The organism is Streptomyces sp. NPDC059788 (assembly GCF_042732265.1).
Lineage (GTDB): Bacteria > Actinomycetota > Actinomycetes > Streptomycetales > Streptomycetaceae > Streptomyces.
The window spans coordinates 1-19,597 of record NZ_JBHWHY010000048.1 but is presented as its reverse complement, the minus strand read 5'-3'; the positions used below and the strand labels follow the sequence as shown (position 1 = coordinate 19,597).

Annotated in this window: 17 protein-coding genes; 11 read left to right on the top strand and 6 right to left on the bottom strand. The window is 71.1% G+C overall.

The window, feature by feature from the left end; translation table 11 throughout:
• Positions 1-32: 32 nt before the first annotated feature.
• On the bottom strand, positions 33-470 hold the full coding sequence (locus ACFV57_RS33125; RefSeq protein ID WP_385239799.1) for a hypothetical protein: 438 nt from the start codon (positions 468-470) through the stop codon (positions 33-35).
• A 492-nt stretch (positions 471-962) separates the two neighbouring features.
• Between ACFV57_RS33125 and ACFV57_RS33120 the strand changes: the two genes are divergently transcribed.
• Positions 963-1,619 (top strand): hypothetical protein, encoded by a 657-nt coding sequence (locus ACFV57_RS33120; RefSeq protein WP_385239797.1) that lies wholly within the window; start codon positions 963-965, stop codon positions 1,617-1,619.
• A 384-nt stretch (positions 1,620-2,003) separates the two neighbouring features.
• Positions 2,004-3,170 (top strand): winged helix DNA-binding domain-containing protein, encoded by a 1,167-nt coding sequence (locus tag ACFV57_RS33115; RefSeq protein ID WP_385239795.1) that lies wholly within the window; start codon positions 2,004-2,006, stop codon positions 3,168-3,170.
• 107 nt (positions 3,171-3,277) lie between these two features.
• On the opposite strand, the gene ACFV57_RS33110 is transcribed toward ACFV57_RS33115, so the two are convergent.
• A complete protein-coding gene (locus ACFV57_RS33110; protein ID WP_385239793.1) occupies positions 3,278-4,543 on the bottom strand; it encodes a protein TolB in 1,266 nt (421 codons plus the stop codon).
• Positions 4,544-4,839: 296 nt separating this feature from the next.
• On the opposite strand from ACFV57_RS33110, the gene ACFV57_RS33105 reads away from it, so the two are divergent.
• The 4 genes from ACFV57_RS33105 to ACFV57_RS33090 all read left to right on the top strand — a co-directional run bounded on the left by ACFV57_RS33105 (position 4,840) and on the right by ACFV57_RS33090 (position 7,373).
• A complete protein-coding gene (locus ACFV57_RS33105; protein ID WP_385239791.1) occupies positions 4,840-5,184 on the top strand; it encodes a hypothetical protein in 345 nt (114 codons plus the stop codon).
• A gap of 432 nt (positions 5,185-5,616) precedes the next feature.
• Positions 5,617-6,483 carry a hypothetical protein gene (locus tag ACFV57_RS33100; protein ID WP_385239789.1) on the top strand — a complete coding sequence of 289 codons (867 nt, stop codon included), beginning with the start codon at positions 5,617-5,619 and terminating at the stop codon, positions 6,481-6,483.
• Between the two features lie 138 nt (positions 6,484-6,621).
• Positions 6,622-7,047, top strand: a complete 426-nt coding sequence (locus tag ACFV57_RS33095) for a hypothetical protein (protein ID WP_385239787.1) — start codon at positions 6,622-6,624, stop codon at positions 7,045-7,047.
• Positions 7,044-7,373, top strand: coding sequence for a transcriptional regulator (locus tag ACFV57_RS33090; RefSeq protein WP_385239785.1), 330 nt, complete (start codon positions 7,044-7,046; stop codon positions 7,371-7,373). The genes ACFV57_RS33095 and ACFV57_RS33090 overlap by 4 nt, the downstream gene beginning before the upstream one ends.
• A 160-nt stretch (positions 7,374-7,533) precedes the next feature.
• Here ACFV57_RS33090 and ACFV57_RS33085 read toward each other — a convergent pair whose 3' ends face one another.
• The 3 genes from ACFV57_RS33085 to ACFV57_RS33075 all read right to left on the bottom strand — a co-directional run bounded on the left by ACFV57_RS33085 (position 7,534) and on the right by ACFV57_RS33075 (position 10,357).
• On the bottom strand, positions 7,534-8,652 hold the full coding sequence (locus tag ACFV57_RS33085; protein ID WP_385239783.1) for a serine hydrolase domain-containing protein: 1,119 nt from the start codon (positions 8,650-8,652) through the stop codon (positions 7,534-7,536).
• Between the two features lie 305 nt (positions 8,653-8,957).
• Complete coding sequence (locus ACFV57_RS33080) at positions 8,958-9,563, bottom strand: hypothetical protein (protein ID WP_385239781.1); 606 nt, start codon at positions 9,561-9,563, stop codon at positions 8,958-8,960.
• 422 nt (positions 9,564-9,985) lie between these two features.
• A complete protein-coding gene (locus tag ACFV57_RS33075; RefSeq protein ID WP_385239779.1) occupies positions 9,986-10,357 on the bottom strand; it encodes an OsmC family protein in 372 nt (123 codons plus the stop codon).
• Between the two features lie 801 nt (positions 10,358-11,158).
• Here ACFV57_RS33075 and ACFV57_RS33070 point away from each other — a divergent pair.
• The 3 genes from ACFV57_RS33070 (at position 11,159) to ACFV57_RS33060 (ending at position 17,079) form a co-directional block, all read left to right on the top strand.
• A complete protein-coding gene (locus ACFV57_RS33070) occupies positions 11,159-13,021 on the top strand; it encodes an ABC transporter ATP-binding protein (RefSeq protein ID WP_385239777.1) in 1,863 nt (620 codons plus the stop codon).
• Positions 13,022-13,461: 440 nt separating this feature from the next.
• Positions 13,462-16,710 (top strand): S41 family peptidase, encoded by a 3,249-nt coding sequence (locus ACFV57_RS33065; RefSeq protein WP_385239775.1) that lies wholly within the window; start codon positions 13,462-13,464, stop codon positions 16,708-16,710.
• A gap of 135 nt (positions 16,711-16,845) precedes the next feature.
• Entirely contained in the window at positions 16,846-17,079 is a 234-nt protein-coding gene (locus ACFV57_RS33060) for a TipAS antibiotic-recognition domain-containing protein (protein WP_385239773.1), read from the top strand.
• Between the two features lie 127 nt (positions 17,080-17,206).
• Here ACFV57_RS33060 and ACFV57_RS33055 read toward each other — a convergent pair whose 3' ends face one another.
• On the bottom strand, positions 17,207-17,740 hold the full coding sequence (locus ACFV57_RS33055) for a YbhB/YbcL family Raf kinase inhibitor-like protein (protein ID WP_385239771.1): 534 nt from the start codon (positions 17,738-17,740) through the stop codon (positions 17,207-17,209).
• A 164-nt stretch (positions 17,741-17,904) separates the two neighbouring features.
• On the opposite strand from ACFV57_RS33055, the gene ACFV57_RS33050 reads away from it, so the two are divergent.
• Positions 17,905-18,621, top strand: coding sequence for a GntR family transcriptional regulator (locus ACFV57_RS33050; RefSeq protein WP_385239769.1), 717 nt, complete (start codon positions 17,905-17,907; stop codon positions 18,619-18,621).
• 64 nt (positions 18,622-18,685) lie between these two features.
• A complete protein-coding gene (locus tag ACFV57_RS33045; protein WP_385239767.1) occupies positions 18,686-19,549 on the top strand; it encodes a hypothetical protein in 864 nt (287 codons plus the stop codon).
• Positions 19,550-19,597: the final 48 nt, after the last annotated feature.

Below are 19,597 nucleotides of genomic sequence, written 5' to 3'. Positions count from 1 at the left end.
GCGCCGAGGTACCGGCGCGGCCTCAGGAGCGATCAGGTCCGCCACACGCCAAGGCGGGCCCGCTCCTGCCCGGCCGCCGAGCGGCCCGGCTTCGGGGGCTGCGGCTGGTCGGCCGCCACGCCGTCCGGCTCGGCTTCGACGAGACCGGCCGGCACAAGGCGCGGAGATGACTCCAGGGGGGAAGTGATCTGCCGCGGAGGCTGGAGGGTTGGGCTGTCCAGACCCGAGCAGAACTCGGCGCTGCCGTGCCCGTGTAGGGAGTGGGGGGCCGCGGCCTCGGTGCGCTGTCCTGGCGCGCCCGGACAGTCGAAGGTGGCTGCCGCGACGGGAGTGTCGACCTTACCGGGGCCTGCCGGAACCGGCCCGTGCGCGCAGACCAGTACGTGCGCCAGGGCAGCGAGCAGTACCAGGATCACCGCTCCGGTCCGGGACGCGGAGCAGTGGGGCGATACCGCACGGTCGGACATCATCGGCGGTCACAGTAATCGTTCATGCCCGTAAAAGACGCGTGCGGTGTGAATTTTGGCCGCTGCAGGCAGTGCTGACCACCCGATCGCACCGCAGGCAGACGGCGAGGCCGTCCCTGGGGAATCACAAACTGCCGTGCCGGCCGCAAGCGGCACGTTTTGAGCTTGCCGGTGCTCGGTCCGGGGGTGGGTTTATTGGGGAAATCGGGGGGCTCAGGAGGCTTGGGGCAAGTCGCGCTCCGTACGGAGGTCTCCGGCATCGGCAGACCTCAGTCCGTCGCGTCACGTCCCGGATCGCGTAATCCGGCCTGGCTGCTGACGTTGAAGTCCGCGGCGGACATCTCACGCGGCGCCGCCTGCGAAACGCTCCGCGTGTGCTTCCGGTCCAGGTGGCGTTGTAGCGTTCCGTGCATCCGTTCGGCGCTCGTTGCCCGTCGTAGTCGCCGACGGAAAACGATCCGGGGGGGGACCCGAACGCGCAAGGAGCAGAGAGTCATGGCACGACCGGAGTCCGGGAAGAGGGTCATGGGCTGGGCCGCCGCGGCGACGTTGCTGGCGGCGGCGCCGCTGATGGCGGCGTGCTCGGGCGGCTCGCCCTCTTCTTCCGCCTCGCACAGCAGCAGCCCCTCCCCCTCGGGTGCCGCATCGGACGCATCCGGCGGCTCGTCGGGCGACGGCTCCGGCGCACAGGCGGGCGGCCGGTCCACGGTGGCCTCCGCGGTCGGCGGCTGGGTCGGCGCGGTCATCGAGAAGGACGTGAAGCAGGCGTGCCTGCTCTCCGCGATGCCGGGGAGTGGCGAGTCGTCCCCGAAGGCCGCCACTGCCCAGACGTGCAACGCGTCGGCGACGCAGAAAATGGCCCGCGGGCTGAAGTCCATGAGCGAGGCGTTCTCGCCGCAGAACGCCTCCGGCAAGCCGTCGGTGAAGGTCGACGCGCCCACTCCCGAGGACGACAAGGCGGTCGTCCCGACGGCCAAGATCACTGTCGACGGAAAGCCCCTGCGGGCCATCATGCTGTCCCGCTCGCACGGCGTGGACCCGAAGTCCTTCACGGCCAAGGTGAAGGCCGCGAAGGTCGACGGGAAGTGGTACGTCAGCGACTTCGACCTGGACAGCGGCCATCAGACGCTTCGGCCCAAGGGCGGTAGCTGAGGCGTGACGTGCTCTGCGTGGTCTCTCGGCCGCGCGGGGGCTCGTCGGTGGCATGCATCGGCGGCGCGTCGGGGGTGGCCCGACGCGTCGTTCAGGTCGTTGGTGCCACGCTGCGGCGCGTCATGAGGAAGGCCAGGCGGCAGGCGATGTGGAGGACGGCTTCGGAGCGGCTGGACGTCAATGCCGTAGCCCGCGCCGTCCCGGACGTGCCTCGTCCGGGCAACGGCAATGAGGACTGTTCTTGACCTAAAGCGCCGGTACAGTCACGGACAGACGTGGTCACGGACGTGGGTCACCACTGCGCAGCCGGGCCTGCCGCCCCAAGCCTCCGCCCCGCGCCCTCGTCCCCCATGAACCGCTCGCCGCCCAAGGAGCCCTCCCCGCATGTCCGGACGTATGTCGCAGGTCCCGTGTTTCACCTGGTCCCAGGTGTGTGCCCGCCGCCTGGAACGCCACGCCCTGAGCACCCCGTCCACCACCGCCCGGCCCGCCGACATCGTCGCCGCCATGGCCGGTACCCATGCCCAGGTGCTGTCGGCTGCCGAACTCGCCATCGGGCTGCGGATGTCCGGCGCCACCCGGGTGGACGTACGCACGGCGCTCTGGTCGGAACAGAGCCTGGTCAAAACGTTTGGGCAACGGGGAACCGTGCACCTGTTCCCGACCCGCGACCTACCGCTGTGGGTCGCGGCCCTCTCCGCCGTACCCGAGCCGAAGTTCTCCCATCCCGCGCACATCCGGCTCAGCGAGGAACAGACTGCCGAGGTGGTCGCGGCCGTCGGGGACGCGCTGAAGGACGCGGAGCTGACCATCGACGAACTCAGCGAGGAAGTGATCCACAGGACCGGCCCCTGGGCCGGCGACCTGGTCATACCGGGCTTCCAGGGCCTGTGGCCGCGCTGGCGTCAGGCCCTGCACCTGGCCGGTATGCGGGGAACGCTGTGTTTTGGCCCCAACCGTGGCCGTAAGGTCACCTACACCAACCCGGCCCGCTGGCTGCCCGACCTCGCGCCTGCCGACCCCCAAGACGCCCTGAGACATGTCCTGACCAGCTATCTGCACGCCTACGGCCCGGCCACCCCGCAGCAGTTCGCACACTGGCTGAACGCACCGGTCCGCTGGGCGGCCGACCTCTTCGCGTCACTGGCCGACGCACTCCAGCCGGTCGAGGTCGAGGGCAGCCCGGCCTGGGTGGCGGCCGGCGACACCGCCATGCCCGACACGCCACCGCGCGGCCTGCACCTGCTCCCCTACTTCGACGGCTACGCCTACCGGGTCGGCAACCAGCCACCGCAGCTCCTCTACCCCGGCGACGCCCGTGAACGGGTGCTGCGCGGCAACTTCCAGGTGCTGATCGTGGACGGCGTGGTCGGCGGTCTGTGGCATCAACGGCGTTCCGGCCGCAAGCTCGCTGTCACCGTGGAGTCCCTGGTGCAGCTCAGCGCCGCGCAGCGCAGCGAGATCGAGCACCGGGTGGCCCGGATCGGCGAGATCCTGGAGGCCACGCCACAGCTGACGTTCGGTCCGGTCACCGTGGGCGGCCACGCCTGACCGGGTCGCCTGATCCAGAACGGGCGGTCCAGCCATCGTCCGTCGTCCGGCCACCACCGTCGGCACAACTCACCGCAGCCGGGACGGCTCACCGCAGCCGGGACGGCTCACCGCCGATGGCGGACGAAGACGTCTGCCGCGCCATTGGTGTCCGAGGGAACCAGATCGCCGGCAGGGCTGGCGAAGACGGCGGTGCGGGCGTGCGCGGTCAGCGCGCCGGGCTCGGCGCCCCCTTGCGCGGCGACCAGGTGATCGGCACCGGACCGCAGGTCGCGCAGGCGCAGGGCCTCGGTGCTGTTGTCCGTGTAGAGAAGGTGCCCTCCGTCCGGGCTCAGCGCCCGTCCCCGGAGCCCGTTCAGCCGCGTCGTCCGGCCGGTGCGCAGATCATGTACGTAGGTGTCCGGGCCGACGGTGTAGGCCACCGCCCGCCCGTTGGCGCTGAGCTGGACGAGACCGGCGGTGGCGTCGTCCTGTGAGCCGTCGAGCTGCCGGCGCTTGCCGGTGCGCAGGTCCGCGACGACGATGTCGTCGCGGTCGGGGCCGTCGCCGAGGCGGCGGTGGGCGCGGTAGGCGAGGGTGCGGCCGTCGGCGCTGAGCGATCCGTCGGACATGTCGTACTGCTCGGGCGTCGGCGGGTGGCTGACGAGGGTGTCCTCACCGGTCGTACGGTCGCGCAGGTAGACGCGCTGCGGGTCGGCGGGGTGCTGCGGGTTCGCGGTGTACACGGCGTACCGGCAGTCGCCGCTGAGCCCGGTGATCCGGCTGCCGCCGCGGGCGGACCCGAGCGCTTGCCTGGTGCCTGCCCGCAGGTCGTGGACGAAGCCCTGCAGATCATGGGCTCCGAAGTCGTTGGTGCCGACGCAGCGGCCGTCCGCGCTGATCCGTACGCCGCCCAGGCCGTCGCGGATGAAGGTGACGGCGCCGGTGCGCAGGTCCTTGACGTACGTGTCGGGGAGGTACGGGTTCTGCGGGTCCGGCGTCAGGTTGGTCGCCTTCGAGGTGAAGGCGACGTACCGCCCGTCGGCGCTGATCACCGCACCCCAGGAAGCGTCGTTGGCCTCGGTCCCGTCGGCGGCGAGACTGGCCCGCCCGACACGGGACTTCGTCCGGGCGCCGAGGGCCCGGTCCGCACCGAATCCCTCCGCCTCCGTGCCCGGTCTCTCCGCCACCGTACGAAATCTCTCCGTGCCGGGGCCGGGTGAGGAGTTCACCGGGCTCGCGGTGGCCGCGGTGCCCGGCAGGACGGCGAGCGCGAGCGCCCCGGCCAGGGCGGTGACGCCGCGGCGGGCGCGACGGGCGGCGGCGCGCCCGGCAGGTGCGGCGGCGCGGCGGGCGTCGTGGATACGCCTACGGTGCGGAGCAGCGGCGGACATGCTTCCCCCGGAAAGCCCATGTGCCCCGACCCTGCGCCGGAGGCCCAGCAGGATACAAACGCACCACCTCCGGACAGGTCAATGCGTCCGAATACGTACAACCCGGCGGGCTGATCAGTGATCCGCGCGAGGGCGGGCAGGGGGCGGGCGGGGCGTCGCCGGATCCGAGTGCCGGCACCGTTCGGGCTGTGCAGGATCGTTTCGTCGTCATCCGTAGGTGTGATGCGCGGGTGGGTGCCCGCCAGGGCGGGCAGAGCTGGCTGCGCCACTCTTCCCACCTGCTAAGGGGCCCGTTGATGCGTCTTCGCTCCACCTTGACCGCCGTTCTCGGCGCTGCCCTGCTCCTGACCGCTGCGCCTGGTTCCGCTTCCGCGGCGTCAGGGCAGTTCCGCTACACCTACGAGACCGTCGAGGGTTTCGAGGCGAGCGGCTTCCTCAACAACCCGCACAGCGGCCGGTGCATCAACCTCCCCGGCGTCGGCCTGGAGAACCCCCAGCCCGGCCACTCGCCGAAGAACCGCACCGACGCCTGGGCGACGGTCTACACCGACACCAACTGCAAGGGCGACTCTTTCCGACTCCGGCCGCACACCGGCGGCGCCTCGGAGCGCCTGAAGGTGCGGTCGGTCATCTTCGCCTGACGCGAGCGGACAGGCCCCGGGAGGTGCGCGTGCCGCGCTTCCCGGGGCTGCTGTCGGGGCGGAGGGGAGGCGGGGGGAAAGAGAGGGCCGGGGGCCTGATGGGCGGGAACTCGTAGGGGCTGCCGGTCGGCACTCGTACGGCACGCGGGCGGACGGCCACTGTCGTCGGCCCCGGCCTCGGTCTCGACGGCCTCGGATGGAGACTCGGACTTGGGCTTCCCAGCGGGCTCGGCCCTGGGCCTCCACTGTCGATGCGGCTACAGCGGCGTCCATCCGCTCCAGGTGGCTCACCGGCCGCCCTTGAGACGGCCGGAACTCACGTACGGGACCCCGCCGGCAAACCGACAATTCGATAACCGGTTCGAGACTGATGCGGCAGAAGGGATACTCTCCCCCTGTTTGTTCGAGAACTGACAAAGGACTTCAAAAGCCGTGAAGGCGATCCGTAAGAGCGTCACGGCGGCCATCAGCGCCGCTCTGGTCATGGGCCTGGCGGCCTGTGGCGGCAACGACACGAAGGCGTCGGACGTGAAGGGCGACCATGCCGCGCGCCCCGGCGGCGCGGCGGCTGACGCACCCGCCGTGCTGAAGGCCGCCCTGGCGAAGATGGCCCAGCAGAACTCGTACCGGACCGTCGAGACCGCCAGGACCGGCGGCGAGCCGGAGTCCCGTACCGAGATGGCCTTCCGGAACGAGCCCGAGGCGACCGAGGTCAAGACGCCGGATGTCCACATGCTGTCCGTGAACGGCACGTCGTACATGGCCACCAAGGACGTTCCCGGCAAGTCCTGGTTCACCATGGCCGAGCCGGATTCCGGGGCGAAGAAGCAGGCGACCTCCTCGCCGTCGACGCCACCCAAGGAGAACGCCGAGCGGCGCGTCGCGGGCTCCGTGAAGAAATGGGTCGGCGCCCTGCTGGCTGTCTCCAAGGACCTCAAGCACGTCGGCCGCGAAACGGTGGGCACCCGAGCAGCTGACCACTATCGCGGCACGGTCGTTCTCGCCGACCTGAAGAACTACGAGGGTCCGGCCATGACGAAGGACTACCGCGACCTGTACCTCCTGCAGAGCGGCAAAGCCGGCAGGAAGAAGGCCGAGATCGACGTCTGGGTCGACGAGAACGGGTTCATCGCCAAGGAAGAGGAGAAGGGCAGGACGGCCAAGGGCGACGATCGGATCACCGAAGAGTTCTCGGGCTACGGCGCCGACCCGAAGATCAAGGCGCCCCGGCCGGAGACCGTCGCGACGTGGTCGCAATACGTGGCGGCGAGCGGCAAGAGATACCGCACGCACGGCTGACGGGGCGACAGCGGCCGCGACGCCCCAGCCGTTGCGGCCGCGGCCGGCCCGCACAGCCCGAGCGGCTCAGCGACAAGCATGGAGGACGCAACTGGGAAGCAGTTGCACTTTTGGTAACCAGGTGCGAGCGTTCCAACCATGACGTACGACGAGTCCCGCCCCTGCGCGGCCGACCAGCTGGCGACGGTAGCTTCCGCACCCGATCTGTCCCGGCCGGCGTCCGGACGCGAGCGAGCCGCCGGGCTGGCCACGCTCGTTGTTCTGTACGTCGGCCTGGTCATCGCCATGGAGAGCGACCTGCCCCGCCCGGCGGGGATCGCGGTCTTCGTAGGCGCCCTGGCTCTGCTGCTCGCCTGGAGCAGCCACCACGACGGCGCTGCGCGCAGGCGCCCGCAGACCCGGGTGGAGAACGCGGCCCGCTTCGGCGCGGTGTGCCTGCTGGCTCTGCCCGGCGTCGACCTCGTCTTCGACGAGGGGCCCGACACGCTGACGGCCCACCTGGTCGCCGCCGCGGTGCCCGCCGTGGCGGCCGCGGTCTTCCTCGTCCTGCGCTGGAAGCGATGACGACGGCGGACGACGACGCACCGGCTCTGCCGCCGCGCGAGGCGCTGGTCAACGTCATCCACTCCCCCACTCGGCTGGCCGTCCTCGCCACCCTGAACCGGGTGCAGCACGTGGCGTTCGCGGATCTGCGCGAGAACCTGCATGTGTCCGCTCCGGAACTCTCCCGCCAGATCGCGATCCTGGAGAGGGAGGGCATGGTGGAGGTCGCCAAACTCCGCGTCCGGCGCGTCGCCGTCACCCACGTCCGCCTGTCGGACAGCGGACGCGAACGCTTCGCCGAGTACCTCAAGCACCTTTACGCGATCGTGCGCGAGGAGGAGGGCTGACGGGGCGTCGCCAGCTCCGGGCGGCAGGTAGACGGGTGAGTTCCGGCACCGGCGCCCGAGCCGACGTGCGTCTACACCCCTGGGGCGAAAGCCTGCCGCACCGCGGGGATGTGGGGACCGCGCCGAGAGCTTGACGCCTGCCCAGGCCCTCGCCTTGCGGTCAGCCGTACATCGCCACGCCGTAGAGAGTCGCGAGAGCGTCGTCGATGGGATGGGGACGCGGCCTGCCGGAGGAGTCGAGGCGGTTCCACCTCTGCATGTTCACCGCGACCGTCATCTGCCGCTCGCCGTCGGCTCGGGTCATGGACAGCGCTCCACCACCCCAGACCGTGCCGCCATGGCCCCAGAAAGTGCCCTGTCCGGGCCCCTCCATCGGGTGGAGGCCGAGGCCGTAGTCGATCGTCTTTCCCTCTTGGGAGACGACCGGGACGGTGCGTTGCATCTGCGCCAGCGACGACGGGCCGACGATCTCCCCGGCCATCAGCATGCGGTAGAAGCGGTTGAGGTCCGTGACGGTTGATATCAGTGAGGCCGACGGCCCCACCCAGGACATGTCGTAGACGCTGTAGTCGCGCGGCGGGTCGATCATGCCGAACCACGCTTCGTAGAGCTGCGAGTGAGGCCCGTCGACGTACGGTCCGGCGGCGAGTTCGGTGTCCCGGAGTCCGGCGCGCTCGATGACGTTGCGAGTGATGTACCGCTCGGCCGTGGTACCGGTCGCATGTTCCAGAAGTTCGCAGAGGAGCAGGTAGTTGGTGTTCGAGTACACCCCCGGCGTACCGCCCGGAATGCCGACGGCAGGTGCGGTGACCCCCATCTCGATCAGTTCAGTGGAGTCGAACCGCCTGAACCGGTGGTCGTCCAAGCTCTGGGGGCCGGTGTCCGCGAGGACGGGGTACGCCTTGAGGGAGGGGTAGGCGTACGGGAGGTACTCGGCGAGGCCGCTGGTGTGGTTGATCAGCATCCGTACGGTGATCGCGTCACCACGTTCTCCGGGGACCAGCTTCGGAAGGTATCGGCCGATCGGCGTGTCGAGACCGATCTGCCCGCTCTCGACCTGCTGCAGGACCGCGGCGGCGGTGAAAGTCTTGGTGATGCTGCCGACGCGGTGCCGCATATCGGCGGTGACGGGGCGGCCGGTGGCGACGTCGGCGACCCCGGCCGCGCCGCGCCAGACCTGGCCGCCGTATCGCACCTCGGCGAACAGGCCCGGCATCCCGGCGCGGTGGACGTTCTCGATGGCTGCGTCCAGTGCGGCCGAATCCAGTGGGTTCTTCACGTCAGGCGTCCTTTCGCGTTCCCGGGGCGGGCTTCGCATCGGTCGCCCGGCCCGGGCAAACCGCATATCCCGTATGCCCTGCATGCCCTGTATTGCAGGGCGCCGGCGGCATGCCGGTCCACCTCACGCAGGGGCGCCCGGCGAGCTCACGCCCTTATTATGCACGCACTGCGTGCAACGCCAAGTGCGCTGATGCTGCAGACGCCGCGTGCACTGGCTTTGATGTGATTTGGCGAGAGAAGCAAGGCGGCAGGTCGAATGAGGGGTCGTTCATGCGCCGCCCCGGGCAGCGCCTGTCCGGGAGTTCAGTCCGACGGTGACCAGGGACCGGCGAGCAGTCGTTCGGCCTCCGTGACGATCGCTTGCTGGCGAGTACCGCGCCCGGCCGCCTCCCAGGGGATATCGGTGTCATCACCGGGAAGGACCCCGAGCAGGCCGAGTTCGGCCAGTACCTGGTCGAAGAGCGCGTCGGCCCGCTCGTGCTCGGTGCGTGACAAGCCGGCGAGCAGCGGAAGCGACTCCGACTCGATGTCGAGGGCCAGCGCCGTAAGCCCTGCCTCGATCAGTTGGTGCGGGTAGTGCTGTCGACCGATGAGGCGCTCCAGTGCCAGCATCCGAAGGTACTCGACAGCCTCCTGCGCGCTGTCGGCGCAGGGGGTGTGCGGAGTGGGCAAGGTGACGTCGGTACCGGGCCCGCCGTGGACGAAGTACGACCAGAAACCGACAGTCGCGTGGGCCGGGAAACGGCTCGCCCGGCCGGTGAACTCGTGCCGTACGTAGTCGGCGAGGTCGTTCCCGTAGATGATGATGTCGGCCTGGTGGACGGACAGTACGGGGTGGCCGGATTCGCCTGCTGTGCCAGGCAGGTAGCGGTGGCCGTAGACGGGGACCAGCTGCGGTACGGTCGCCAACTCCGACCGTGCGATCTGAAAGCCACCCGGCCAGCTCCTCGGGGTCGCCGTCGCGCCAGTCGGGCCAGCGTCGTGACCCGTGCGGGAGCCCGGCGGTGAGGAAAATCCTGTGGTCCGCCGAAAACGCGAAGCCGAACCGCGCCTCGACCGCGTCGAGTTCCCGCTCAGTGAGGCCCGGTCCGATCTCGGCTCGGAGCGTGCGCTGAAGGTTCCTGGCGGCTTCCAACGTCAGGAGCGGGGGCCGGTGCGCGGTCATCCCGGCAGCATAACGACCGGTACGACCGGTACTACCGCAGATGCCGCGAGGCCGGCCGAACCCGGCAGGGCCCGCACGTACAACCCCGCGCCCCCACCTTGCCCCTGCCCTGCCCTGCCCTGCCCTGCCCTGCCCTGCCCCGGGCAATGAGACCAGCCAGGACCGGTCAGACAGGTTCGAAGGTCAGCGGTTTGCTCAACGTGGAGCACACCGGTGAGTGCGCGATGCGCTCCTCGACCGCGGGCCGGTGGGCCTCCAGTTCCGGGGCGAGGAGAAGTTCGTAGCGGAACCGCGTCGTGGACTCCTCGCGCTCCAATTGCACCCGCACACGCACCTCGGCGTCGGTGATGCTCAGGTCCGCCAGCGCCATCCGCGCCGAGATGGTCATGCACGTGGCCAGCGAAGCCTCCAGCAGTTCGTGCGGCCGCATCCCCGCCGAACCGCCGATGCCGGCTTTGAGTGTGTCGGCGATGCCTTCGTTGCCGCCGGCCTGGAACCTGACCTGCCAGGGCACCGGAAGCGCCACAGCCTCGACCATCGTTTGCCTCCCTGCGGGAACCCGACTTGCCAGGACGATAACGATCGACTCACATCGCGAGAAGCCTGTGACCAGATACTGGAACGTGGAATGCGATGGCGGGGCAGTCGCTCGTTGCGGGCGCCCATCGCCGGTGCGGCTCGCGGCGCCATGCCGTGCGTCGACTTGCATGGCCGCGACGGGCGCTGGCCACTGCGGGCGATCTGCCGTGGAAACCAGATCGATCGGTCACGTTCCCTCGGCCCCCGTCAGAGCCCCCTGCCAGATATGTACCCGCGAGCCTCGGCTTTTCGGCCATGGTCATTACGCGGGACGACCCGCTTCCGCCAAGGGTCGGTGTATCCGGCAGACCAGTGCTTCCGCACCATTCCGCGGCTCCCACTGCGTCCGAAACACATGTGTTCGAAACGCGGGAGCTGTCGTTGAACGCCGTGACATCGCACAACTCGTCTTTTTGGAGGCCACCATGCGTCCTCTTCCCGCCTGTGTGACCGCTGCCCTTCCCGGCCCTTGCCAGGACACCCCCTCCGGTGTTCGGTCGGGGGCCGCTTCGCGCACTCGGCGTGTCGTCGGCGTCGTCCGCTCAGGGAGCCCCGATACGGGGTGGGCGGCATGAGCGAGTCCACCGATGCCTCAGCCGACCATGTCCCCGAGCCGCGCACCGCCCCACCGACGCCTCCGCTGACGCCCCCACCGACGCAACGTACCGAAGCGCCGGGCTCGCCGAGCGGCAGGCCGGGAGCCGAACCCGGCACCACAGCCGAACCCGCTCCCGCAAGCGCCTCCGACGGCGATTCGCAGATGCGATACATCGACCTGACCGGCAGCCGTGAGGCAGCCGGTCGTTCGATCCGGATGCGCGACATGGCTCGACGGCTGCCGCGGCTGGTGCGGCGGTCGCTGGATCTGGCCTGGCGGGTCGACCGGCGAGCGACCGTCGGCCTGCTGCTGTGTCAGGTCGCCGCCGGCGTGATGCAGGCCCTCGGTCTGGTCGCCATCAGCGGTACGTTGAGCGCCCTGCTGGCCGACGGCGCCGTCTACGACCGGCTCCTGCACGCGTGGCCGTCCGTGGCCCTGCTGGCCGGCGCCGCCGGTGTGCGCGCCCTGTTGGGGATCACCGTCGGCTGGCTGTCCTCCCGGCTCGGCCCGCTGATGTCGCGCGAAGCCGAGCAGATGCTGCTCGCCGGCTGCGCCGAGGTGGAACTGTGCGCCTACGACGAGCCCGACTTCAACCGCGACCGTGAGGCCGCCGACCGCGGAGCGCAGGTCACGGGTGATCTGATCGACGAAGGCCAGGACCTGATCGCGTCGTCGGCCTCCTTCCTCGCCGGGGCGATCGTGCTGGCCGGCGTGCACTGGGTCCTGCTCCCGCTTCTGGTGGCGGCCAGCCTGCCGCAGGCCCTGGCCCAGGTCAGCGCCGCTCGGGTGCGCTACCTGGCGAACATGCGCAGCAACGGCGACCAGCGCATGCTGTCGGTCCTGCGCTGGCACATCTTCACCAAGGAGGCCGCCGACCAGATCCGCGCCGGCACCATGGGGCCCTTCCTGTCCGGCCGCTACCGGCGGACGGTGGCCCGGATCAACCGCGAGGACCGGGCCGCGGCCGACACGGGAGCGCGGATGTCCCTGGTCGGCGCGCTGTGCGGTGGCCTGGGGTCGGCCGTCGTATGGGCGGCGGTCGTATGGCTGCTGGCCACCGGCCGGATCAGCGTCGGGTACGCGGGGACGGCCGTCTTCGCCCTGCAGACCGCGGGCCAGTCGGTCCGCGGCCTGGTGGCCATCGGGGCGCGCGCCGTACGCACCGGGCTGTACATGGACGACTGGAGCGGCTTCCTGGACAAGGCCGGCGGCTTCCGTATGCGCCGGGGCGTCCACCGTCCCGAACCACCGAAGACGATCGAGGTCAAGGCGGTCGGCCACCGCTACGCGGGCAAGGACCGTGACGCGCTGTCCGACGTGTCGCTCACCTTGCGCCGGGGCGAGGTGACCGCCCTGGTCGGCTTCAACGGTTCGGGGAAGTCCACGCTGTCCAAGCTGGTCAGCGCCCTGTACCTGCCCACAGAGGGGCAGGTCCTGTGGGACGGCGTCCCCACCGGCGACATCGACCCGCACCAGTTGTGGCAACAGGTGGCGCTGGTCCCGCAGGACTACGCGCACTGGCCGCTGACCGTACGCGAGAACGTCACCCTCGGGCAGCCCACGGCGCGCGGCGACACGGCGGTGCGTGAGGCGTGCGACGCTGCCGGCGCCGACGAGGTCGTCAGCCGGCTCGGCGCCGGCCTGGACACCCTCCTCGCCCGCGAGTGGCTCAACGGCGAGGAACTGAGCGGCGGGCAGTGGCAGCGCATCGCCCTCGCGCGAGCGTTCTTCCGCGAGGCCGGACTGCTGGTGCTCGACGAGCCGACGGCGAACTTGGATCCCCGGGCCGAGTACCGGATTTTCCAGCGCCTGCGGGACCTGGCCCGCGACCGGGTGGTGCTGCTGGTGACCCACCGCATCACCAATGTTGCCGTAGCCGACCGGATCGTGGTCCTCGACGAGGGCAAGATCGTGCAGGAGGGCACCTATGCGGAGCTCGCCCGGGAATCGGGGCTGTTCCGGCAACTCCTGTCCTACCAGGTCACTTCCGACCCGCACGGCCGGGCTCAAGGGGCACGCTCATGAGCCGGGTCGCGGCTGTTGTGAACTCCCAGAGGTACGGGGCGTGGACTCGGCACCGATGCCGCCGTCATGGCGGCCGCTGCCCGAACTTCAGTCGGTGGGTAAGAGCGTCTACGTCAGAGCCGTTCCTTCGGCACCCTTATGGCAGAGCCCGGCTTCACCCGAGGAAGTTCCGGAATTACCCCCGGGCGGGGAATTACCCTCCCGGCCACCGCGCCGCCGCACCGGACCGTACGGACGCGGCTTCCGGACCCGACACACCTCCGGCCACGCCCCTATGAAAGGGACTTGAAGCGAATGGATACAAGGAAAGCTCCGCACCCCGATCGAGGGCCCCGGGCCCGGCTGAGCGGCCAGACGCCCGAGCCCACCGGCTTACGCACCGGCTTACCCGGCGCTTGCTACCACCGCCCCGCCGTGGCAACGCTCCTCGGGGGTGCACGATGACTTCTGCCGCCTACCTCCGGTATCCGCATCTCCACCATGACTCGGTGACCTTCACGGCGGAGGACGACGTCTGGATCGCCGCGCTCGACGGCGGCCGGGCCTGGCGGCTGAGCGCCGACAACCGCCCCGTCACCCATCCCCGGATCTCCTCGGACGGCACCCGCGTCTCCTGGACCAGCACCCGCGGCGGCGCCCCCGAAGTCCTGGTCGCGCCATTGGACGGGGGGCTGTCCACCCAGCTCACCTACTGGGGCACCCCGGGCACGTCGGTGGGCGGCTGGACGCCCGACGGCCGGGTCGTGGCCATCAGCGCGTACGGACAGGCGTCCTGGTACCGCAAATGGGCGCACGCCGTACCGCTCGACGCCGGCCCGGCGCACCGGCTTCCCTACGGGCCGGTCGGCGGCGTGGCCTTCGGGCCGGACGGCCGGGCGCTGCTGCAGTCGGCCAGGATGGGACGGGACGCGGCGGCCTGGAAACGCTACCGAGGCGGCTGCGCCGGCAAGTTGTGGGTCGACCCGGACGGGGCAGGTACTTTCGTCCGCCTGCACCCAAATCTCGAAGGGAACATCGAGTGTCCGCTGTGGCTCGGGGCCTGTGAGCGCATCGCCTTCCTCTCCGACCACGAGGGCACCGGCGCGCTGTACTCTTCGCGTCCCGACGGTACGGATCTGCGCCGGCACACGCCGCTCGGCGGGTTCTACGCCCGCCACGCCACGTCCGACGGGGCCCGCGTCGTCTATATGTCGGCCGGTGACCTGTGGTTGCTGGACGATCTCGACGGAGCCGAGCCCCGACGTCTGAACATCCGGCTCGGCGGCCAGCGCACCGACCTCACGCCGCGCCCCATCACCACCGAGCACCATCTCACCGCGGTGTCCCCCGATCGCACCGGGCGCGGCAGCGCCGTCACCGTCCGCGGGACCATTCACTGGATCACCCATCGCGACGGCCCGGCCCGCGCGCTTGCCGCACGGCCCGGCGTACGGGCCCGACTGCCCCAGACCTTCCGCCTGGACGAGGAGGAGCATGTGGTCTGGGTGTCGGACGCCGACGGCGAGGACGGCCTGGAGGTCGCGCCGGCCACCGGCATGGAGGTCGCGACGCCCCCCGGCCCGGCGGACGGCACGACGCCGCGCCGTCTGGGCAGCGGGGAGCTGGGCCGGGTGCTCAGCCTTGCCGTCGCCCCGGACGGCGGTCATGCCGCCGTGTGTGCGCACGATGGGCGCGTCCTGCTGGTGGACCTGACCTCCGGGAATGTCCGGGAAGTCGACCGCAGCGCGCACGGCCATGCGAGCGGGCCGGTCTTCTCGCCGGACTCGTCCTGGCTCGCCTGGTCCCACCCCGGGCCCGTGCCGTTGCGTCACCTGAAGCTCGCCGCCACCGCCGACCTGGTCGTCTGTGACGCGACGCCGCTGCGCTTTCGGGACTACTCCCCCGCCTTCACCCTCGACGGCAAGCACCTGGCCTTCCTCTCCGATCGTTCCTTCGACCCGGTTTATGACGCCCATGTCTTCGACCTCGCCTTCGTCGGCGCGTGCCGCCCGCATCTGATCACCCTCGCCGCGACCACGCCGTCCCCCTTCGGCCCGCAGCGCTCCGGGCGCGCGGTCGAGACCGAGAAGAAGGACGCGGCGCAGGAGAACGGCGCGGTGCCCCGTACCGCGGTCGACCTCGAAGGGCTCAGCGACCGGATCATCCCCGTCCCCGTGGAGGCCGCCCGGTATTCCGCGCTCCGCGCCGTCAAGGACGGTCTCGTGTGGCTGCGTCACCCGATACGCGGGGTGCTCGGCGCGACCCGGGCCACCCCCGATGCCGCCGGCCCGAAAGCCGCTCTGGAGCGGTACGACTTCGAAAAGCAGAAGTGCGAGGAACTGGGCTCCGACATCGATTCCTTCGCGGTCACCGGGGACGGCAAGCGGCTGCTGCTGCGCTCGGACGTCAAACTGCGCCTCGTACCGGCCGACCGCCGCACCTACAAGGACGAGAACAGCGACACCAACATCACCGTGGATCTCTCCCGCATCCGGCACACCCTCGACCCGGCCGCCGAATGGCGCCAGATGTACGACGAGGCGGGCCGGTTGATGCGCGACCACTTCTGGCACCCCGACCTCGGCCGCCCCGACCTGGGCGGCATCGACTGGAACGCGGCCCTGGACCGCTACCGCCCGCTGCTGGAACGCATCGCCACCCACGACGACCTCGTCGACCTGCTCTGGGAGGTGCAGGGCGAACTCGGCACCTCGCACGCCTACGTCTCCCCGACCTGGGGTTACAACAAAGCCACCCGGCAAGGGCTGCTCGGCGCCGACCTCTCCCGCCATGAGGACGGGATCTGGCGCATCGACCGCGTCCTGCCCTCCGAGACCTCCGACCCCGATGCCCGCTCCCCCCTGGCCGCGCCCGGCGTCGCCGTACACGCGGGCGACGGGATCATCGCCGTCGGCGGCAGGCCCGTCGACACCACCACCGGGCCGGGCCCGCTCCTGGTCGGCTCCGCGGGACAGCCCGTCGAACTCACCGTCCGCCCGGCGGGCGGCGGGGACCTGCGCCATCCCGTCGTCATCCCGATCGCCGACGAACGTCCCCTGCGCTACCACGCCTGGGTCGCCGGCCGACGGGCCTACGTCCACGAGGCATCCGGCGGCCGGCTCGGCTACCTCCACGTCCCCGACATGGTCGGCTCGGGCTGGGCCCAACTGCACCGCGATCTGCGGGTCGAGGTGGCCCGTGAGGGCCTGGTCCTGGACGTGCGGGAGAACTCGGGCGGCCACACCTCTCAGCTCGTCGTGGAGAAGCTGGCCCGCCGCGTCATCGGCTGGAAGCTGCCGCGCGGAGCACAGCCATACAGCTATCCGCGCGATGCGCCGCGCGGCCCGATCGTCGCCGTCGCCAACGAGTTCTCCGCGTCCGACGGCGACATCGCCACCGCCGTCATCAAGGCGCTCGACATCGGACCGGTCGTCGGCACGCGCACCTGGGGCGGCGTCATCGGCATCGACTCCCGCTACCACCTTGTCGACGGCACCCTGGTCACCCAGCCCAAATACGCCTTCTGGGCCGACGGACACGAGTGGAGCGTCGAGAACCACGGCGTCGAACCGGACATCGAGGTCCTCCACGCTCCGCAGGATTACGCGGCCGGCCGCGACCCCCAGCTCGACGAGGCGATCAGGACCGCCCTCGCGGCGCTGCGCCGGAACCCGGCGAAAGTCCCGCCCTCGTTGCCGGACCGCTCCTGACCGCTCGTCAGGAACGGTCACCACCAGCGGGCAAGACCGGCCGTGGGCTCACTGTCGGGAATGACACGAGTCGGGCTTGAAGCTGCCGCAGCGGAAGCCTCTACCGTCCTGAGCGGGGCCGGAGATTCCGGTCCGGTGAAACAGCCTGTGGGCCTGCCCGCCGACGCCGACGAGGTGCAGGCCGAGATCGACACCCAGTACCGGACACTGTCCCGTATCCGGGCAGCCACCGCCGAGGAGTACGGCGCGATCGGGCACACCTGCGTGGACAACGAGCGCTGGCGCGCGGCGTACGAGTCGATCGCGCCGGGCCTGGCCGCGTACCAGCGGGCCGCCATCGAGGTGTACGCCGCGACCCGGCTGCGCTGAGCCGGGACGGGCGAGGGGCCGCTGCCACGGGGGTGCGGCGGCCCTGCCGGATCGGACCACCTGCACATTCCGCCGGGATCGGGCCCTCGACCGCCATCGCGGTCGAGGGCCACCCCGTTGCCGTATGTCAGGCGGGGGTTTCGGCGGTGGTGGTCAGGACCGCGCGGCCGAGGGTGTGGCCGGCCATGGTGAAGCCGAGGACGGCCGGGGTGGCGTCGGCCGGGACGCCTATGGTCTCGACGTCGAGGGCGTGCACCACGGTGAAGTAGCGGTGCGGGCCGTGTCCGGCGGGCGGGGCGGCGCCGATGTAGCAGGCCATGCGGGCGTCGTTGGGCAGTTGGAAGGCGCCCGGGGGCAGGCCCGGGCCGGTGTCGCCGCCGGCGCCCTCGGGGAGTTCGGTGACGGTGGCGGGGATGTCGGCAACCGCCCAGTGCCAGAACCCGGACCCGGTGGGGGCGTCGGGGTCGTAGACGGTGACGGCGTAGCTCTTGGTGCCGTCCGGGGCGCCGCTCAAGGAGAGCTGCGGGGAGATGTCCTTGCCGCCGGGAACGCCGGAGGCGTGCTGCTCGGGCGGCCAGACGGCACCGTCGGTGACGGTGGTGCTGGTAACGGTGAAGGAGGCCGCCTCGGGGAGGCGGGCGAAGGGGTCGTTGGCGCGCAACGCGTCGTTCCTTTCAGACCGTGCTGGGGGTTGGTGGGGCTTTGATCGGCGCCGGGCCTGCTGCCGTGTCACGTGCGGGGCCGTCGGCGCTCTGCTGCTGCCCACCGATGGATCGACCATAGCAGCAATAATCGATTATTCGATGTTTGATCTATGATGGAGGTATGACTCAGACGCCGCCGCAGCAGCAGCACCCCCCGGCCCCGCCGGGCAAGCAGATGCTCTCCGAGCAGGTCTACGCACACCTGCGGGACGCGATCATGCGCGGGGACCACGCCCCCGGAGACGCCCTCAAACCGCAGGACCTCGCCAGGGAGCAGGGCGTGAGCCTGGCCGTCGTACGCGAGGCGCTCGTACGGGTGGTCGGCGACGGCCTCGCCGACCGGCTGCCCAACCGCGGCTTCGCCGTCCCGGCCATCACCGACCGCCGCTGGCAGGAGATCGCCGAAGCCCGCCGGACCATCGAACCGGTCGTACTGCGCATGTCCGTCGAACGCGGGGACCTCGACTGGGAGGCCCGTGTACGCGCCGCCCACCACCGCCTGGCCCGCACCCCGGCGTACGCGCCCGAGGAGGGCGAGTACTACAGCGGCGCATGGTCCGAGGCCCACCGCGCGTTCCACCGCACGCTGCTGGAGGGGTGCGGCAACCCCGTACTGCTGGAGACCTTCGACCGGATGTGGACCGCGAGCGAGCTGGCCCGCCGCTGGTCGGCACACCGCACCCCCGGCCGGGACGGCGCCGACGAACATCGCCGCCTGGAGGAGGCCGCGCTCGCCCGCGACGCCGACACCGCCGCCCAGGTCCTGGCCCAGCACCTCACCCAGACCGCCGCCGCGCTGACCGACTGCCCCCACCACGAACCCGCGAACGAGACCTGACACCCCGCCTCCCCGCCGCCCCGGCCGGGCAGCCACACCTGATCACTCACACTGGAGCTGTCGCATGTCGTCATTCGAAGCAAGCGCGGGCCGCCACTGCCACAGCGCCGTCGGTCCCCTGCACTCGTGCGTGTATTTCGCGCCGGAACAGCAGGACGAACTCACGGCGCTCGGGCTGGAACGCGGAACCATGGCCTACCTCGCCGGTCGCGCGGCCCCGCTCGGGGCCGTCGGCGCGGGCACCGTCTCGGCCACGTTCTACAACTTCAACCACGAGCATGTGGAGCGGCTCATACCCGCCGCGTGGACGGTCACCACGCCGGAGGCGGTGCTCGCGGCCCGGTTGCGCGTCGCGGACAAGGTACTGCGACGGATGCTCGGCGAGGAGGTGCTCGCGTCGCGGGAGCTGGCCGAGGCGGCCGAGCTGGCGTTGCGTGCCACCGAGGCGTGCCGCCGCGAGGCACGGCCGCTGTACGCCGCCAACGCCGACCTGCCCGTACCCGAGGAGGCCCACCTGGCCCTGTGGCACGCCGCCACGCTGCTGCGCGAGCACCGGGGCGACGGGCACCTCGCCGCCCTGGCGATCGCCGGCCTGTCCGGCCTCGAAGCGCTGGTCCTGCACAACGCCACCGGAACGGCACCGACTTCGGCCCTCTTCATGCAGACCCGCGGGTGGTCCGCCGAACAGTGGGCCGCCGCCCGCGACGGGTTGCGCGTGCGCGGCCTGCTGGACGAGACGGGGGACCTGACGAAGTCGGGCGCCGACCTGCGAAATGAGGTCGAGGCGCGGACCGACCGCCTCGACGCCGCACCGTACGACCACCTCGGCCCGACCGCCACCGCGCGCCTCACCGACCTGGCCGGCGGCTTCTCGAAATCCCTCCGAGCGGCTGATGCCTTCCCCGCGGTGCACTTCGGCAAGGGCTGACGGCCGGGGCCGCGGCCTGCCTGCTTCCCGGCCGCGAAGCAGGTGGGC

Excerpts from the sequence above, each read along its gene's own strand:
- ACFV57_RS33070 (WP_385239777.1), top strand. The coding sequence starts at position 11,159 with ATGCGATACATCGACCTGACCGGCAGCCGTGAGGCAGCCGGTCGTTCG.
- ACFV57_RS33095 (WP_385239787.1), top strand. The coding sequence starts at position 6,622 with ATGACGTACGACGAGTCCCGCCCCTGCGCGGCCGACCAGCTGGCGACG.
- ACFV57_RS33045 (WP_385239767.1), top strand. The coding sequence starts at position 18,686 with ATGTCGTCATTCGAAGCAAGCGCGGGCCGCCACTGCCACAGCGCCGTC.
- ACFV57_RS33120 (WP_385239797.1), top strand. The coding sequence starts at position 963 with ATGGCACGACCGGAGTCCGGGAAGAGGGTCATGGGCTGGGCCGCCGCG.
- ACFV57_RS33050 (WP_385239769.1), top strand. The coding sequence starts at position 17,905 with ATGACTCAGACGCCGCCGCAGCAGCAGCACCCCCCGGCCCCGCCGGGC.
- ACFV57_RS33075 (WP_385239779.1), bottom strand. The coding sequence starts at position 10,357 with ATGGTCGAGGCTGTGGCGCTTCCGGTGCCCTGGCAGGTCAGGTTCCAG.
- ACFV57_RS33090 (WP_385239785.1), top strand. The coding sequence starts at position 7,044 with ATGACGACGGCGGACGACGACGCACCGGCTCTGCCGCCGCGCGAGGCG.
- ACFV57_RS33065 (WP_385239775.1), top strand. The coding sequence starts at position 13,462 with ATGACTTCTGCCGCCTACCTCCGGTATCCGCATCTCCACCATGACTCG.
- ACFV57_RS33105 (WP_385239791.1), top strand. The coding sequence starts at position 4,840 with ATGCGTCTTCGCTCCACCTTGACCGCCGTTCTCGGCGCTGCCCTGCTC.
- ACFV57_RS33110 (WP_385239793.1), bottom strand. The coding sequence starts at position 4,543 with ATGTCCGCCGCTGCTCCGCACCGTAGGCGTATCCACGACGCCCGCCGC.
- ACFV57_RS33125 (WP_385239799.1), bottom strand. The coding sequence starts at position 470 with ATGATGTCCGACCGTGCGGTATCGCCCCACTGCTCCGCGTCCCGGACC.
- ACFV57_RS33115 (WP_385239795.1), top strand. The coding sequence starts at position 2,004 with ATGTCCGGACGTATGTCGCAGGTCCCGTGTTTCACCTGGTCCCAGGTG.